At 32.8% G+C, this 16,579-nt stretch carries 15 protein-coding genes; 5 read left to right on the top strand and 10 right to left on the bottom strand.

Annotation, left to right across the window (positions count from 1 at the left end; genetic code table 11):
• Positions 1-92: 92 nt before the first annotated feature.
• The 4 genes from Y7E_RS0111960 to Y7E_RS0111940 form a co-directional block, all read right to left on the bottom strand.
• The gene (locus Y7E_RS0111960; protein WP_337460019.1) at positions 93-827 is read right to left on the bottom strand and encodes a class I SAM-dependent methyltransferase; all 735 of its coding nucleotides are present in this window, start codon (positions 825-827) and stop codon (positions 93-95) included.
• A 105-nt stretch (positions 828-932) separates the two neighbouring features.
• A complete protein-coding gene (locus Y7E_RS0111955) occupies positions 933-2,633 on the bottom strand; it encodes a peptide ABC transporter substrate-binding protein (protein ID WP_017151488.1) in 1,701 nt (566 codons plus the stop codon).
• A 417-nt stretch (positions 2,634-3,050) separates the two neighbouring features.
• Positions 3,051-4,763 carry a peptide ABC transporter substrate-binding protein gene (locus Y7E_RS0111945; RefSeq protein WP_026049185.1) on the bottom strand — a complete coding sequence of 571 codons (1,713 nt, stop codon included), beginning with the start codon at positions 4,761-4,763 and terminating at the stop codon, positions 3,051-3,053.
• A 370-nt stretch (positions 4,764-5,133) separates the two neighbouring features.
• A complete protein-coding gene (locus Y7E_RS0111940; RefSeq protein ID WP_017151485.1) occupies positions 5,134-6,843 on the bottom strand; it encodes a peptide ABC transporter substrate-binding protein in 1,710 nt (569 codons plus the stop codon).
• 491 nt (positions 6,844-7,334) lie between these two features.
• Between Y7E_RS0111940 and Y7E_RS0111935 the strand changes: the two genes are divergently transcribed.
• Positions 7,335-8,069: a CsxC family protein gene (locus Y7E_RS0111935; protein ID WP_017151484.1), complete on the top strand. Its 735-nt coding sequence runs from the start codon at positions 7,335-7,337 to the stop codon at positions 8,067-8,069.
• Between the two features lie 351 nt (positions 8,070-8,420).
• Here Y7E_RS0111935 and Y7E_RS0111930 read toward each other — a convergent pair whose 3' ends face one another.
• From Y7E_RS0111930 to Y7E_RS0111910, 5 genes are all read right to left on the bottom strand, one after another.
• Positions 8,421-9,479: an LCP family protein gene (locus Y7E_RS0111930; RefSeq protein WP_017151483.1), complete on the bottom strand. Its 1,059-nt coding sequence runs from the start codon at positions 9,477-9,479 to the stop codon at positions 8,421-8,423.
• A gap of 61 nt (positions 9,480-9,540) precedes the next feature.
• Positions 9,541-10,539: a hypothetical protein gene (locus Y7E_RS0111925; protein ID WP_017151482.1), complete on the bottom strand. Its 999-nt coding sequence runs from the start codon at positions 10,537-10,539 to the stop codon at positions 9,541-9,543.
• A gap of 12 nt (positions 10,540-10,551) precedes the next feature.
• Complete coding sequence (locus Y7E_RS0111920; protein ID WP_017151481.1) at positions 10,552-11,085, bottom strand: sigma-70 family RNA polymerase sigma factor; 534 nt, start codon at positions 11,083-11,085, stop codon at positions 10,552-10,554.
• A gap of 152 nt (positions 11,086-11,237) precedes the next feature.
• Complete coding sequence (locus tag Y7E_RS0111915; RefSeq protein ID WP_017151480.1) at positions 11,238-12,044, bottom strand: ABC transporter permease subunit; 807 nt, start codon at positions 12,042-12,044, stop codon at positions 11,238-11,240.
• Positions 12,037-12,930, bottom strand: a complete 894-nt coding sequence (locus tag Y7E_RS0111910; protein ID WP_017151479.1) for an ABC transporter ATP-binding protein — start codon at positions 12,928-12,930, stop codon at positions 12,037-12,039. The genes Y7E_RS0111915 and Y7E_RS0111910 overlap by 8 nt, the downstream gene beginning before the upstream one ends.
• 137 nt (positions 12,931-13,067) lie before the next feature.
• Here Y7E_RS0111910 and Y7E_RS0111905 point away from each other — a divergent pair, with 137 nt between their 5' ends.
• On the top strand, positions 13,068-13,703 hold the full coding sequence (locus Y7E_RS0111905; protein WP_081584626.1) for a TetR/AcrR family transcriptional regulator: 636 nt from the start codon (positions 13,068-13,070) through the stop codon (positions 13,701-13,703).
• 45 nt (positions 13,704-13,748) lie between these two features.
• Entirely contained in the window at positions 13,749-13,931 is a 183-nt protein-coding gene (locus tag Y7E_RS33630) for a hypothetical protein (protein WP_017151477.1), read from the top strand.
• Positions 13,932-14,021: 90 nt separating this feature from the next.
• Here Y7E_RS33630 and Y7E_RS0111895 read toward each other — a convergent pair whose 3' ends face one another.
• On the bottom strand, positions 14,022-15,050 hold the full coding sequence (locus Y7E_RS0111895) for an oxidoreductase (RefSeq protein ID WP_017151476.1): 1,029 nt from the start codon (positions 15,048-15,050) through the stop codon (positions 14,022-14,024).
• A 645-nt stretch (positions 15,051-15,695) separates the two neighbouring features.
• Here Y7E_RS0111895 and Y7E_RS0111890 point away from each other — a divergent pair.
• Both Y7E_RS0111890 and Y7E_RS0111885 read left to right on the top strand, forming a co-directional pair.
• Positions 15,696-16,133 carry a disulfide oxidoreductase gene (locus Y7E_RS0111890; protein ID WP_017151475.1) on the top strand — a complete coding sequence of 146 codons (438 nt, stop codon included), beginning with the start codon at positions 15,696-15,698 and terminating at the stop codon, positions 16,131-16,133.
• Complete coding sequence (locus Y7E_RS0111885) at positions 16,130-16,555, top strand: thioredoxin family protein (RefSeq protein WP_017151474.1); 426 nt, start codon at positions 16,130-16,132, stop codon at positions 16,553-16,555. Before Y7E_RS0111890 ends, Y7E_RS0111885 begins: the two co-directional genes overlap by 4 nt.
• Positions 16,556-16,579 lie beyond the last annotated feature (24 nt).

Here is a 16,579-nt window from a genome sequence, read left to right as displayed (position 1 = left end):
TTTGTTTTTTAGTCAACTCCTTTTTCAAAAATAATGAAATAGGATTACCCTACCATACACGAATAAATGAAGCAGATTTTTTAGTCTGCTTTTTATTTTTCACAAATAAATACACGATGCCCTAAAATATGTTGGTACATTTGCAATACTTGCTCGTGCTGTACCCATGCATCATACAATTCGGCCGGAATAAAATGTGACAAGTTCCATTCTGGCTGCTCCATATGTCCTGCAACTGTCTCTGCAATCGTTCCTCCACCTACAATCGTTATTCGTTTAAATTTGGTCATTTGGAATACATCAATCCATTCCGTTTCTGTTTGTAACTCCTTTATTCCATATAATTGTATTATTTTATCCTCTTCTTCTTTTGTTAAATGCTTCTCAATGATCATTTCAATGACCACAAGTTTCCCGTTCTTTTGCAAGACACGATAACATTCAGGAATCACCTGCTCTTTGTTTGTAAAAGCAAGTACAGATTCTCCTAATACAAGGTCAAATTGCTCATTTAAAAATGGCAACTGTTCCGCATTCCCTTTAATCAGTTCAATGGGTAATTGCTCTTGTAACCATCTATCTTTTGCCTTTTGGATCATGATTTCATTATTTTCAATTGCCGTTACATTGCAACCAAATCGTTTTTTCATGTAAGCTGCCGTCCGCCCTGTTCCGCATCCTATTTCAAGCACATTTGCTTCACGATGTAATGGCAACTGTTCCAATAACTGTTTCGTTAACGTAAAACCGCCAGGGTGTGCACTTCCAATTCCGTAATAAGCTAAAAAATCAATATATACGTTCCTTTTCATAGGACTCTCCTTCATTTTTTCTACATTAGCTATATTCATGCAAATAAAAAACGGTGCAAACTAAAAAAGCATTTCTAAGGTAGAGTTATTTCTCCTTAGAAATGCTTTTTTCTTCGTTACTTACTTTTCCTCTGTTACATAAGCCCACTTGAAGCTGTATTCTGGACTGATGTTATGTTTTACGACTCCTTTTACGTTTGGTTTCATTACATACGATCTAGCATTTTGATATAACGGTACAAGCGCTACATCCTCTTCAAGCAACAGTTTTTCAGCCTTTCCTAACTCTTCCCAACGTTTCTTCGCATCTGCCATTAACTCTGTCTTACCTTTGTTAATCATTTCATCATATTTTGGATTCGAATAACTCATCTGATTTTGAGAGTTTGTTGATTCAAACATATCCAAATATGTCATTGGATCCGCATAGTCTGGATTCCAGCCAGCGTAAGAGAAATCATAATCTTGCTCAGATTCTAATTTTAGCTTTTGTTTAAATGGCTGCATTTTAATATTAACTGTTACACCTTTTAAGTTTTTCTCAATTTGGTCTTTTACATATTCTCCAACTTTTTTTGCATTACTTGTATCATAGTTCAAAAATTCAAGCGTTACTTGATCTTTACCAAGCTCTTTCTTCGCTTCTTCCCATGCTGCCGCTGCTTTTTTTGCATCCGGTTTTAACCCATTTTTAAACGTCTCTTGGAAATCTTTACTATTAGGACCAGCCGCTAATCCTTTTGGTACTAAATAATCCGCGGGTTTAGAACCATCATTTAAAATTACATTTGCTAAATCCTTTTTATTAATGGACAATGCAATTGCTTCACGTAATTTTTTGCTCTTTAGTGGTGTATCTTGGCCAGCACGTTTTTGGTTTAAACGTAAGTAGAACGTACTTGGTTCCGAATATGTTCCAAACTCTTCTTTGTTATTTCTATATTTATCAACAAATTCTCCACTTAATAAAGCAAAATCAATTTGACCACTATCATATAGATTCACTCGAGTCGCTGCATCTTTTACAACACTGTAGTTAATTTCCTCTAATTTTACAGTCTTTTTATCCCAATAACTATCATTTTTCTTCAGTTTCCAGCCCTCTTCATGTTTCCAGTCTGTTAACACGAATGGTCCGTTGTAAAGTGTTGTATCAGATTCTAAACCGAATTTCTCCCCTTTTTCTTTTACGAACTTTTCATTTAATGGGTAATATGATACAAACGCCGTTAAATTTAAGAAGTAAGGTGTTGCTCTTTCTAGTTCTACTTCAAGTGTGTGATCATCTACTGCTTTTGCCCCTAGTGTAGATACTTCCGCCTTTCCTTGATTGATTGCTTCTGCATTTTTAATGTAGTATGCAATAAATGCGTACTCTGCAGCTGTATTTGGATCTACTAACCGCTGCCATGCATACACGAAATCTTTCGCTGTTACTGGGTCACCGTTTGACCATTTTGCATCTTTTCGAAGTTTAAATGTATATTTTTTTCCATCCTCGCTTTTCGTACTAGATTCTGCGACAGCTGGGATTGGCTTATTATCTTTATCAAGGCGATATAGGCCTTCCATTGTATTCCCTAAAATTTGTGATCCAAGTGTATCCGTATTTTTCGTAACATCCATTGTTGGAATTTCATTTGTTTCTGTACGATTTAGCACTTGTTTTGCTGCATATTTAATATCAGATTTTTTCTCTTCCTCACTATTAGACGACGTACCTGTCTTCTTATCCCCACCTGATCCTGAGCATGCCGATAATGCCATACTTACCGCTAAAACTGGTGCTACAACCGCTGTTAGTTTCTTCACCTTTTTCATTTGTGTCCCCTCCCTAATTTATATGTACGATGCTACTCTCGAGAGATATCCTGATACCTATTAAGTTATCAGAAGATTCTTATTAATTAATATTCTACTGTTTTTTTCGAGTTTGTAAAGTTTATTTTTATAAAATTCCGAAAATAATTTTTCTATAATAATAATTCACTTTTTAATAGCACAATTACAAGATTCTCCCCATCTACTATATGAGCATCAAAACCTTCTTATTCTTTTCTATTTTTTTAAGCGCTATTATATATGCTTCTTTCTCGTTATAAAGCATTTGAATGTAAGACTTTCCTTTATTTTTTCTTCCACTCTTAATCAATTGAAATTGATTAACAAGTTTCTTCCCATGAAAAAGCACCTCCAAAAGTAGTGTACTTACCTCTGGAGATGCTTTTCTAACTCATATTATTTTCCGCCTTTTTCCTCTACATACGCCCACTTGAAGCTGTACTCTGGGCTGATATTATGTTTTACAATTCCTTTTACATTTGGTTTCATTACATACGCATTTCCTCTTTGATATAAAGGAATCATCGCTACATCTTCTTCAAGCAATAATTTCTCTGCTTTTCCTAGCACTTCCCAACGTTTTTTCACATCAGACAATAATTCATTTCCTGCTTGTTTAACCATTTCATCGTATTTTGGATTGGAATAACTCATTTGATTGTATGAGCTCTTCGTTTCAAACATATCGATAAATGTCATTGGATCCGCATAGTCTGGGCTCCAACCTGCGTAAGAGATTTCATAGTCTTGCTCTGTCTCTAGTTTTAGCTTCTGTTTAAATGGCTGGATTTTCGTATTAATTGTTACACCTTTTAAATTTTTCTCAATTTGGTCTTTTACATAATCAGCAACTTTTTTCGCTGTTCCATCATCATAACTTAACAATTCAATTGCCACTTGGTCTTTACCAAGCTCTTTTTTCGCTTCTTCCCATGCTGCGGCTGCTTTTTTCGTGTCTTGCTTTAAACCATTTTTAAATGTCTCTGTGAAATCTTTACCATCTGGCCCTTTTGCTAGTCCTTTTGGTACTAATTGATCCGTTGGTTTGGATCCATTGTTTAAGATAACATTTGCTAAACCTTTTTTATCAATTGATAACGCAATTGCTTCACGTAACTTTTTATTTTTCAGCGGCGTATCTTGACCACCACGTTTTTCATTTAAACGTAAGAAGAAAGTACTTGATTCTGCATACTCACCATATTCATCTTTCTTAGGTTTGTATTTATCAACAAACTCTCCTGATAATAATGTAAAGTCAATTGCGTCAGTATCATATAAGTTCACTTTTGTAGCTACTTCTTTTACAACACTATAATTAATTTCTTCTAGTTTCACACTCTTTTTATCCCAATAATTATCGTTTTTCTTCAATTTCCAACCTTGCTCATGCTTCCACTCTGACATAACGAACGGTCCGTTATATAAAACTGTATCCGCCTCTAAACCGAATTTATCTCCTTTTTCTTTTACAAATTTTTCATTTAATGGGTAATACGATGGGAAAGCCATTAAATTTAAGAAATATGGAACAGGTTTTTCTAATTCTACCTCAAGTGTATAGTCATCTACTACTTTTGCACCTAATGTCGATGCATCTGCTTGTCCTTTATTAATTGCTTCTGCGTTTTTAATGTAGTAAGCAATAAATGCATATTCGGCAGCTGTCTCTTTAGCTAGTAAGCGCTTCCATGCGAATACGAAATCATGCGCCGTTACTGGATCACCATTTGACCATTTTGCATCTTTGCGAAGCTTAAATGTATATTTTTTACCATCTTCACTTTTCGTACTAGATTCTGCCGCAGCTGGGATTGGTTTATTATCTTTATCAAGCCGATATAGTCCTTCCATCGTATTTCCTAAAATTTGCGCTCCAAGTGTATCTGTTGATTTCGAAGTATCCATTGTTGGAATTTCCTGATTTTCTGTACGATTTAGTACTTGCTTTGCTGCATATTTAATACTAGATTTCTTGTCTTCACCACTATTAGACGTTGTACTTGTCTTCTTATCTCCGCCTGACCCCGAACATGCAGATAATGCCATGCTCATTGCTAAAACTGGTGCTACAACCGCAGTTAACTTCTTCATCTTTTTCATTTGTATACCCTCCCTAATTATATGTACGATGATACCCTTGTCATTTTTCTGATATATAATATATTATCAGAAAATTCTTATTAATTAATATTCTACTGTTTTTTTATGTTTTGTAAAGTTATTTTTTTAATCTCAAAAGTATTTTCTACTATAATGAGCATATATTTTAGTTACACTACTTTACAAAATCCGCCATTCACTATATGACGCCAATTAATTCCTCGTTATTTAAGCTAATATTAAAATACTTTATATACGGTATTCCTATCACCATCGCCTTCTATTAACTAGCGTATCTTTTAGCAAGATTCACTACATAGAAAAAAGCATCTCCAAAAGTAGATATACTACTTGTAGAAATGCTTTTCTCTCTTTATTACTTACTATTTTCTTCTGTTACGTAAGCCCACTTAAAGCTGTATTCTGGACTGATGTTATGTTTCACAACACCTTTTACGTTTGGTTTCATTACATACGATCTAGCATTTTGATGTAATGGTACAAGCGCTACATCTTCTTCAAGCAACAGTTTTTCTGCTTTCCCTAACTCTTCCCAACGTTTCTTCGCATCCGCCATTAATTCCGTTGATGCCTTATTAATGATTTCATCATACTTAGAATCTGAGAAGCTCATTTGGTTATGAGAATGATTAGACTCAAACATATCTAAGAATGTCATTGGATCCGCATAATCTGGGTTCCAACCACCATATGAGAAATCATAATCTTGCTCAGTTTCTAATTTTAGCTTTTGTTTAAATGGCTGCATTTTAATATTTACTGTTACACCTTTTAAATTTTTCTCGATTTGATCTTTTACATATTCACCAACTTTTTTCGCATTACTTGTATCATAGTTTAAAAATTCAAGTGTCACTTGATCTTTACCAAGCTCTTTCTTTGCTTCTTCCCAAGCTGCCGCTGCTTTTTTCGTGTCGTGTTTTAGACCGTTTTTAAATGTTTCTTGGAAATCTTTACCGTCCGGTCCAGTCGCTAACCCTTTTGGTACTAAGAAGTCAGCTGGTTTAGAACCATCATTTAAAATTACATTTGCTAAATCCTTTTTATTAATGGACAGCGCAATTGCTTCACGTAATTTCTTGCTCTTTAGCGGCGTATCTTGACCAGCACGTTTTTGATTTAAACGTAAGAAGAACGTACTTGGTTCCGAATATACGCCAAATTCTCCTTCTTTCGCTCTATATTTATCAACAAACTCCCCACTTAATAAAGTGAAGTCAATTTGGCCGCTATCATATAGATTTACACGAGTTGCCATATCTTTTACAACACTATAATTAATTTCGTCTAACTTCACATTCTTTTTATCCCAATAACTATCATTTTTCTTCAACTTCCAGCCCTCTTCATGCTTCCAATCTGTTAAAACAAACGGCCCATTGTAAACGACTGTATCAGATTCTAAACCGTATTTATCTCCTTTTTCCTTTACAAACTTTTCATTTAATGGATAATACGATGGGAATGCTGTTAAATTTAAGAAGTATGGTACTGGACTATCTAGTTCAACTTCAAGTGTATAATCGTCAACTGCCTTTACACCTAATGTTGAAACTTCTGCTTTTCCTTGACTGATTGCTTCTGCATTTTTAATAGGGTACGCAATAAATGCATATTCTGCAGCTGTCTTTGGATCCACTAACCGTTGCCATGCAAACACGAAGTCTTTCGCTGTTACTGGATCACCGTTTGACCATTTTGCATCTTTACGAAGCTTAAATGTATATTTTTTCCCATCCTCACTTTTCGTGCTTGATTCAGCTGCAGCTGGGATTGGCTTATTATCTTTATCAAGGCGATATAACCCTTCCATTGTATTCCCTAAAATTTGCGATCCAAGAGTGTCTGTATTTTTTGATGTATCCATTGTTGGAATTTCGTTTGTTTCTGTACGATTCAGCACTTGTTTTGCTGCTAATTTTTCACCTGATTTGCTATCACTTCCGCTTGAATTCGTACTTGCTTTCTTATCATCACCTGATGTAGAACATGCTGTTAATGCCATACTCATTGCTAAAACTGGTGCTACGACTGCTGTTAGTTTTTTCATCTTTTTCTTTTTCACTTTTTGTACCCTCCCTATTTCCTGTACGCTTCTAGATTAAGAAATTTCTGATAATTCTATTTTTCTTTATATATTTATCAGAAGATTACTATTAATTATTATTCTACTAATTTTTTGATTTTTGTAAAGTGTTATTATTAAAAATTTTAGAAAAATTATTTTATTACAGTAATATTCATAAACATTCCATTATATTGATATGGATTTTTTCCTTTATTACTATACACATAGGGTTTTTCTTCTATTTATTCCAAAGTTAAAGAAAATATTTGTAAATTATTGTTAATAAATAGTGTATAATTTTAGAAAATCCTTTCTTAATAAAATAAAAAGAGTCAGCTAAGCTGACTCTTTATCCGGCTATTTACACCAGTCTTGTAATAAAAACAACTATTATACAAGCACAATCATACATGGAAAAAGAGAATATATTAATAACGTAACCAAAATGTTCAAATTCTAAATGTATTAGAAAGAGGAGAGATATTAATATGAGTAAACAATGCTCAAATAACGCGCACTGTCCAATTTTTGTACCATGTTCAGTTCCAGGACAAACTCAAATTCCGCTTACTGATTCACCTGCACCAGCTATTGTTAGACCAAGTGCGCGGGTGAAAATCCCCGTTGTTTTAGCAGAGAGAACAATTCAAATTGTCGTAGAAGCAAATATTGACCTTTGCCCTGCAGCAGTTGAAATTAAACGCGTGTTAAAGGATGTATTTTTAACACAATGTAAACTTGTACCAGTTGCGTTCCAAGACTTTAATGAAACAGGATACCGTGAAGTAACGCGAGCAAAATTATTTGTGAAAGGTTATATTCGTAAAAATATCGAATATGCTACTGATGATTGTAATGGAAGCCTTCAATATCGAACTGCGAATGTTCCATTTTCTGGTTTTTCTGATTTAACTGAAGATGACTTCATCACTCTTCCACTTATCGCTGCTGGTTCTGCAAATAGATCACAATTCATTAATCCTAAAAACGGCGATTTACCTCGTTTGGATAAATATTCCTTTGAAAATACTGTTTTCTATAATGAGCAACCGTTTTGTGAATTAATACGTGCAGATTTCTTTGAACTAGATTTCGCTCCATGTCCTACACCTATAAATAAAGAATTTGATAAGATTCGTGAAAAAGTAGTATTAGATCTTACTTTGAAAGTTTTACAAATGCAACAAGTGGAATTTGGTTCTGATACAAACAATAATTGTTAGAAACGTAGATTCTGGTGCAAAAAGAGTCCAATTCAATTAGAATTTAATTTTTAAATAATCCCTAACTCAGAAAAAGAACCGCACATCCTATTTATTTTTTATCCTGCTATTTGCGGGCAGTAAAACTCCTATCTCAAAATTCACCAAGAACAAAAAAGTTAGATGGGAGATAAACTGCCCGTAAAAGCCCGATTGGTAAGGGATGATAATCAGTGGGGGATGAAGAACCCCCCCACTGATTAAAGTTTCACTTTATTCCGCTGAATTTATTTACCTTCACTTTATTATTCAAACAAAAAAACAGATATTTATAATGATCTGCTTTACTAAAAAATACTTATATTGTGTTTTCTATATCCCGTAACTCTCTCCACTTTCTTTTTTAGTTTGCTCTTCACTTAATCCAAGATGCGTTCGAAGTATATTGCTAAGTTCTCTTAAACTCTTTGTATCCGGATTATAATAATAGACTCGTTCACCTTTCGGCCCATTCGGTAAATATAAATCATCTCCAGCTAATTGAATTTTCTCTATTGAAGTATTTAATCCATATTTATAAAACGACAGCATATCAGCCAGAGCTAAGTTTGTCTTAAAATCATCATCAACTGCATCAATCATCTTTCCTACTTTCGTAACAGATTCTACACTTTTTACTTTTTGCAAGATTGCCTCAATAACAAGCTGTTGACGCTGTCCTCTCATAGCATCACTATCAATATGACGTGTTCGCGCAAGAGCCAGTGCTTCTTCTCCCGTTAATTTTTGCATCCCTTTTTTCAAATGAATAGCATCAGGTTCATCTTTACTATTTTGTTCAGAAAACTCAATCGGAACATCTACTTCAATACCACCTAAATCATCAACGATTTTTATAAAGGAATTGAAATTAAATTTCACAAAATAATCCACCGGTACATGTAATAATTTTTCTACTGCTTCAACAGAAGCTTGTGGTCCTCCATCCTTTCCGCTCTTTACAAAACCTCTACCATATGCATGTGTTATTTTATCTTTTTTCTTTTCAATAGGAATATATGTATACGTATCACGTGGTATACTTATTAATTTAACTGTCTTATCATCCTTATTAAAAGTCGCTAGTAATAATGCATCTGTATGAAATGCACCATTATATTCTTTTTGGCGCTCTTGATTTTCATCAATCCCCATAATTAAAAGAGAAACATTATTTGTTATTGGCTTTACAGCTTCCTCACGTAAATCAGATTTCTCACCACGTGCTAGACTGAGAGAAGCTTTTTGTACCGCATTTGAAGCTTTATTATACAGGTACGCACCATATCCTATTCCAGCAGCCAAAAACACTCCTAAAAATATCCCTATCACTTTTCTTTTTTTATATTTTTTCTTATTCTTTTTTTCGCGTGAAAGTAAATTCTTCTCCATATTAGTTCCCCCGATATGTATTATTCTATACAAATTAAAAACTAACAAAATAACAAAATCATTATTTATTCAATACGTTTTTCAATTTTTCATATGAAGAAACATCTTTTTGAAATACGTTTTCATCAATCCCTTTGTTTATTTGTATCTTTTCCGTAGTAATCGAATACTGGATCATTCCATTATGAAAGCTCAAAAATTTCAACATAATCCCCGTATTTTTCTCTACAATCATTTCGAATTTTCCTCGTAAGTCTTCAGATGTACTTAAAGGCATCTCTATATTTATAACGCCTTCTATTTTATAACAATCTAATCCTAGATACTTTGTCTCTTTAAAATTCCAATCTTTATATCTAATTAACAAATCTGCAAACTCCGATTGAATACTATATTTAGCTAGTCCGACATATTCATCATCATACCGCTTTTTCTCTCCCACTTTATTAAATGCTCTTTCGGTAGGCGTTAATTTTAGTAACCCTTTATTTTTAGGTTCTAGCTCCCACCTCACTTCTTTATAGGTATAATCTTTATCATTAAATTCTTGCTTTTTTCCTTTGTTATATAAAACTGTCATTTTTTTTGACAGACGATCCTCTTTAGAAGAAATACCTTTCTGATTTCTTGTATCAATTGCATACTTATAAGTAGTAATTAAGCGAGATGAAATAGAGTACTCTTCAAATTGCCCCGTAACATTTTTAAAATGATCAATTGAATCAAGCATTTTTTGGTGAATTTTTTCTTTTTCAGGGTAATTCACGTTAAATTTTGTCTCTTCCTCATTTTCATAATCTGAAAATGCTTTTTTCGTTACATATTCAAATACTCCACCTTTTTGTGCAAAGCTTTGCACTGAAAATTCAAACATAGAAATGATTGAAAATACCATTATTGCCGCACTAACAGCCATAACTTGAACTCTATAAGACTTCTTTTTAACCGGGAGATTATGTAATGTATCATTAATTTTTTTATTCAAATGCTCTGGTAATATTGCCTTCTCTCGTTCTATTCGCTTTTTCAGTTTTTCATCAAAGAATTGGTTCTTATCCATCGTATACACCTCCTATTCCATTTTTAGTAACTTTTGCAATTGTTCTCTCGCTCTCGACAGCCTGGATTTAACTGTACCTTTTGGAATTTCTAATAGTGTTGCAATATTTTCCTGATTCATATCTTCGTAATAATAGAGAACTGTTACAGCTCTTAATTCTTCACTTAAAGAATGAATTGCATTATGAAGATCTAAATCTTCATAGTGATCGAATACTACCATCTGATAATTATTCTCTTCCATTGCCACTACCTTTTTATGAGACCGTATCATTTCATTGCACTGATTAATTAAAATTCGTATTAACCATGTTTGAAAGAATTGTTCATGTTTAAGCTTTTTTATATTTTCATATGCTTTCAAAATTGTTGTTTGTATCGAATCTTCTATATCAGCTTCATCATGTAACATCGCTTTCGCAATGCGATAAAGTTTTACTTTATGCGTATGTATTAATGAAGTAAATGCTTCATGATCACCTTTTTTAGCTAAAGAAACATCTGTCTCTTCTTTCATTATAGTTTTATATAACGGTATTACTTTCACTGTTTATCCTCCTGTTTTATTTCTCTCAATAAAACTTTATACTTATTAGACGGATTTGTGAGGAAAAAGGTTCGTTTTTTTAAAAATTTTCTAGAAATTAAAAAAGATAGTTAATTCCTTTATGAACTAACTATCTTTTCAACCCTATTTGTCTATAGTGGTAAGTCTCTCTTCTTGAACAACACAATTGCTACTGTAAAAATACAAATCGCACCGCAAGTTAATCCAATACTTACCGGCCATATGTTATATGTCCCTGCCACAATTTCTTTTGGTCGAAATAACGTAAATAATGATATATTTCTCATCCATTCTAGCTTATCGCTTAATTTCCCTACCATATCTAGTAAATAAAACAAAATTGTAACACTAGCAGATAGACTAAGAGCTTTTCTTTCATCATTACATATACAAGAGAATAAAAATGAATAAGCACTAACTACGAAAAATAACAGCCCCCCAACTAAATTCATTTTGAAAAATACTTCTTGATTTAAATTGTTATCTTTCAAGAACCACTCTGCTCCTAATACACCAGCTCCATACGTCGCAAGTATAATAATCAGTAATCCTAGAATAAGAACTACTCCTTGTGTTATTGCGATTTTCACTCTAGATACAGGTGTTGCCAACAAATAAGCCATCGCTCCTTTATCTACATAACGAGCCATTACATGTGTAGCAACCGTTACACTAAAAATTGTCAATATGATAATGAATAACATACCATAGTATTCACCAGCTAAAAAATCACTTACATTTTGAATCGGAGTTTCCATACCAACAATTTTTTTCACACTATCTGGCATGGCACCTATCATTTCATTTAACCCTTTTGCAGATACGAGTGATGGAAATATCCAAATTAATAACCATAAATAAAGAGCCGCACCAATCGAATAACTCCATATACTTTTTTGATTTTCCTTAAAACTAGCTAAAAACAGCTGTTTATTCATGTTTCACACCCTCTTTCGCATCATAATAATGCATAAATAAATGTTCTAGATCCATCGCTCTCGTTTGAAGTGCTTTCACATTATATTGTGCAAGTATTTGTAATACTTTCTGATAATTCCCCTGTACAATAATGGATGCTGTATTCCCCTTCACCTCTTCAAATTGTAAATTTTCCTTTTGTAAAGAACGTATTTCTTCTTGAGCCGAAAGCGTTATATCCATTACTTGTCTTCTCATGCCCTGTAAATCATGAATATTTTCTACCGTTACAAGGCGACCATCTTTAATAATAGCTACTCGATCACATGTCCGCTCAATCTCTGTAAAAATATGTGATGACATGAGAATTGTCTTTCCTTTTTGTTTTTCCTCTAATATTAAATCTATAAAAGTTTGCTGCATGAGCGGATCTAATCCTGATGTTGGTTCATCTAAAATTAACACTTCTGGATCGTGCATAAATGCAGCAACAATTCCTACTTTTTGTTTCATCCCTTTTGACATTTTTCGGATTGGCGTTTTCACATCAAATTGTAATCTTTCAATGAGCTCATCACGTCTCTTTATATCTTTCAATCCCCGCATACCTTGCATAAGTTTTAAAAATTCTAATCCGTTCATTCCTTCTATAAAAGAAATTTCTCCTGGCAAATAACCAACTTCTCTTTGAATTTTCGCAGCTTCATTCCAGCAGTCTAATCCGAAAATTTCTGTATGACCAGCTGTCGGCTTTATAAAGCCCATTAAATGACGAATCGTTGTTGATTTCCCTGCACCATTTGGTCCAAGGTATCCGAAAACTTCACCTTCTTTTACTTGAAATGTAATATCAAATAACCCTTTCCCACTTGAAAATTGTTTTGTGACATTTTGGACTGAAATCATTATTCCACCTCATTTTTTGAAATATCCCATTGTTTATATTTCAAAATCATTGTACTCCTCCCCCCTTAAATTGGCAACAACTTTTTGAAATATTTTTATGTCTATATTTCAAAATTATTGTTTCCCTCTCTGTTTTCTTGTATATTTTAAATGAGGTGATTGTATTGAACGGTTTTGAAAAAGTAAAAGAAAAGAAAAAACGTGCTATTAAAGACGCGGCATTGTTATTATTTTCAGAACGTGGATTTAATAATGTAAAAATAGAGGATATTGCAAAAAAAGCAAAAGTATCTCAAGTTACCATTTATAATCATTTTGGTAGTAAAGATGCACTTTTTAGGGAGCTTATTCAAGAATTTGCGACAACTGAATTCCAATACTATAAAGAGCTAGCATCTGAAAACATGCCTTTTCATGAAATGATGCATAAAATGATTGTTAGGAAGATGGAAAGAGGCGGTATATTTCACCCTGACATGCTATTGCAAATCATACAAAAAGATTCAGAGCTTCGTGCATTTATATATAGTTATCAAAATGAAACCGTCCTACCTTGGTTTTTAAAGATATTAGAAAATGCACAACATAAAAATGAAATTAATCCTAATCTTTCAAAAGAAATGATGTTACTATACATCCAAATGTTTAGTAAACTTGGTGATGACTACGGGCTTCAATTTTTGGAAGGAGATCGTGAAAAGCATATACAAGATATTGTTACGATGTTTTTCTATGGACTTTCTAACCCTGAAAATATGAATCACAAAAATTAAAATGACAATTTGAATTGACTTATTAAGATTAAAGGGGAATATTACATGCCACATAATAAGCTTTTTTATGAGGTAATTTGTATGAGTTGTAGACAAATATTTAAGGTATACGAAGGAACTCAAATATACAAACGCTTTAAAGAAAATAGAAAGGGAAAATACAATTGTGAGCAATGTAGTCATAATATACAGCTAGAAGCAATTAAAAATTTTTTTAATAAATACTAAAAGAATTTTATCGCATATCTAATCGAATTAAGCGTATATTTCAATCCCAAAAATCATAAAAAAGACACGAAATCGTGTCTTTTTTATGATCTATAATGAAATGACTCTACCTGTTTCATTACTTTCAATAGCTGCTTGAATAACACGGATAACTTGTAAACCTTCTTCGGCTGTTACAGGAACTGGCGCTCCATTTACAATACTATCACGAATTCCTTTGTAATACATATCATAACATCCAACTTCTGTCGGAATATGATTTAATTCTTCTTCTGTTTCTAAGACAGCAAAATTAGCTTCACTATCTTCTCCATATCCTGCACTACCTGGCTTCATACCCGCTTTTAATTGATCTTCTTGTGAATCCATACCATATTTTACAATCGAACCTTTATCTCCATGAACATTGAAATGAGGTCCTGCATGTTTCACATAGCTGCTACTATGTAAAATGACACGCTTAAATCCATAGTAAAGTACAATATGGAAATAATCATCCGTTTCTGCTCCAGGTCGTTGCTTTACTACATCCGCACTAATAGCATCTGGTTTTCCGAATAAATGTAATGCTTGGTCAATTAAATGTGATCCTAGATCATATAAAATCCCTGACCCTGGTAAATTTTTTTCACGCCAACGATCACGTACATGAGGACGGAATCGATCAAAATGCGATTCATATGTGTACACATTTCCAATTTGTTTTTCTTCAATTGCTTTCTTTATTGTTAAAAAATCATTATCAAAACGGCGATTATGATACACACTAACAAAGACATTATTTTCTTTCGCCAATGTAATAAGTTCTTCACCCTCTTCAACTGAAACAACAAATGGCTTTTCAACAACAACATGTTTCCCATGTAAAATAGCCTCTTTTACAAATGGAAAATGCGTTGTATTTGGTGATGTAATAACAACAAGCTCTATATCATCTCGTTTTACTAATTCTCCAATCGTTTGAACCACTTGTACAGTCGGTAATGCTTCTTTCACTACCTCTTCTTTTGAAGATACAATCGCACGAATATCAAATTCATCTATCGTTTTTAATAAAGGGATGTGAAATGTTGTACTTGAAAATCCAAATCCGACAATCCCTACGCCTATTTTTTTCATATTAATTCCTCCATCTATGTGAACGATTTCATAATTATTATAGCAATTTTTATTTTATTTACATAACTATTTGCTCATTCTTAGATTGGTAAAAATAAAGTGAAACTTTAATCAGTGAGGATTTCTTCATACCCCACTGATTATTAACCCTCACCTCCCCCCTTTTGCTCTTGCCAAATTTTGAGATGAGAGTCTTACTACCCGCGAATAGCGGGAAAAGTATAGAAGATAAATAGAATTGTAAAGGATGTGGATATTCACATCTTTTTCGATTTTTTAGGGAGCAACCTCATTACCATCAAACTAAGAAATCTATTGACTTATCTAAATAACAAAACAAGCTGAATTCTTATAAATGACTGTAAAAAAATTTTTTCGTTTTGAAGACACTTTAAAATATTTACTTGATGGGCATAGGCAGCTCCCTAAAAAAAGGATACGCCTACTTTCAATTTATCTCATCTTATTTACTTTATTCTTCTATCAGATTTTATAAAATCAAAATTTTCTCAATATACAAAATAAAAACATAATTTATAATAACTCTTGTGAGCTAATCATTTTTAAATTTTCTTTTTTTATATTCTATTTTCTTAGAGAATTTATTACATTATTTCCATCTCTTAAAAAAGAAAGGTTGAAGTCATGGACAATACAAAAAAACTAGAATACATATTATTCAGCGCATGGTGTGTTTCTCTTATCGCAACCCTCGGGAGTTTGTATCTGTCTGAAATAATGAAATATGAGCCTTGTACATTATGCTGGTATCAACGTATTCTCATGTATCCACTAGTTCTTTTACTAGGAACAGCTATTATACGCAAAGATTATAAAATTGGGATTTATAGTTTGGTTCTCGCTATCATTGGCGCATGTATAGCTGCCTATCACTATTCCCTTCAAAAAATCCCATTTTTATCTGAAAACGGAACATTATGCGGAAGAATACCTTGCACAGGGGATTATTTAGATTGGTTCGGATTTATTACAATTCCATTTCTCGCTCTAATAGCCTTTCTTCTTATTATTATTTGTGGCTTTATTCTTATTAAAATAAACAAGGAGAGAAACAGTATATGAAAAAAATGCTTTTTTTTATCATTACTATTTTATCAATATTTACACTTATTATTATTCTAACCAATAAAGGAACAAAAAGTGAAAAAACCATAAGTGCTGAGAAGGTAAATTATTATAAAAATCAAATTACCCCTGAGCAATTGCAACAAGATCTATCAAACCACAAAACAAAAATAGTTTATTTCTACAAAACGACCTGTCCACATTGCCTAAAGGTTTCACCAATTGTAGTTCCTATGGCAAAAAATATGAATATTGATATGCAAGTTTTGAATCTAGAAGAGTATAAACAAGGTTGGGATATGTTTCAAATAAAGGGGACACCTACCATTATTTCTTACAAAGATGGGAAAGAAATGAGTCGTATATTAGGTGAACAGTCTTTACAAACGTTTCAAACATGGTTTGAAAACAACAAATAAGAATTTATATTTTACCAAAAACAC

This window comes from Bacillus bingmayongensis, assembly GCF_000299035.1.
GTDB classification, from domain to species: Bacteria; Bacillota; Bacilli; order Bacillales; family Bacillaceae_G; genus Bacillus_A; species Bacillus_A bingmayongensis.
The sequence above is the reverse complement of the archived record's forward strand: the minus strand, read 5'-3'. Positions and strand labels throughout refer to the sequence as shown.

Coding starts and splice junctions, on each gene's coding strand:
- Y7E_RS0111930 (WP_017151483.1), bottom strand. CDS start 9,479: ATGGAGAAGAATTTACTTTCACGCGAAAAAAAGAATAAGAAAAAATAT.
- Y7E_RS0111955 (WP_017151488.1), bottom strand. CDS start 2,633: ATGAAAAAGGTGAAGAAACTAACAGCGGTTGTAGCACCAGTTTTAGCG.
- Y7E_RS0111960 (WP_337460019.1), bottom strand. CDS start 827: ATGAAGGAGAGTCCTATGAAAAGGAACGTATATATTGATTTTTTAGCT.
- Y7E_RS0111895 (WP_017151476.1), bottom strand. CDS start 15,050: ATGAAAAAAATAGGCGTAGGGATTGTCGGATTTGGATTTTCAAGTACA.
- Y7E_RS0111935 (WP_017151484.1), top strand. CDS start 7,335: ATGAGTAAACAATGCTCAAATAACGCGCACTGTCCAATTTTTGTACCA.
- Y7E_RS0111890 (WP_017151475.1), top strand. CDS start 15,696: ATGGACAATACAAAAAAACTAGAATACATATTATTCAGCGCATGGTGT.
- Y7E_RS0111885 (WP_017151474.1), top strand. CDS start 16,130: ATGAAAAAAATGCTTTTTTTTATCATTACTATTTTATCAATATTTACA.
- Y7E_RS0111910 (WP_017151479.1), bottom strand. CDS start 12,930: ATGATTTCAGTCCAAAATGTCACAAAACAATTTTCAAGTGGGAAAGGG.
- Y7E_RS0111915 (WP_017151480.1), bottom strand. CDS start 12,044: ATGAATAAACAGCTGTTTTTAGCTAGTTTTAAGGAAAATCAAAAAAGT.
- Y7E_RS33630 (WP_017151477.1), top strand. CDS start 13,749: ATGCCACATAATAAGCTTTTTTATGAGGTAATTTGTATGAGTTGTAGA.
- Y7E_RS0111925 (WP_017151482.1), bottom strand. CDS start 10,539: ATGGATAAGAACCAATTCTTTGATGAAAAACTGAAAAAGCGAATAGAA.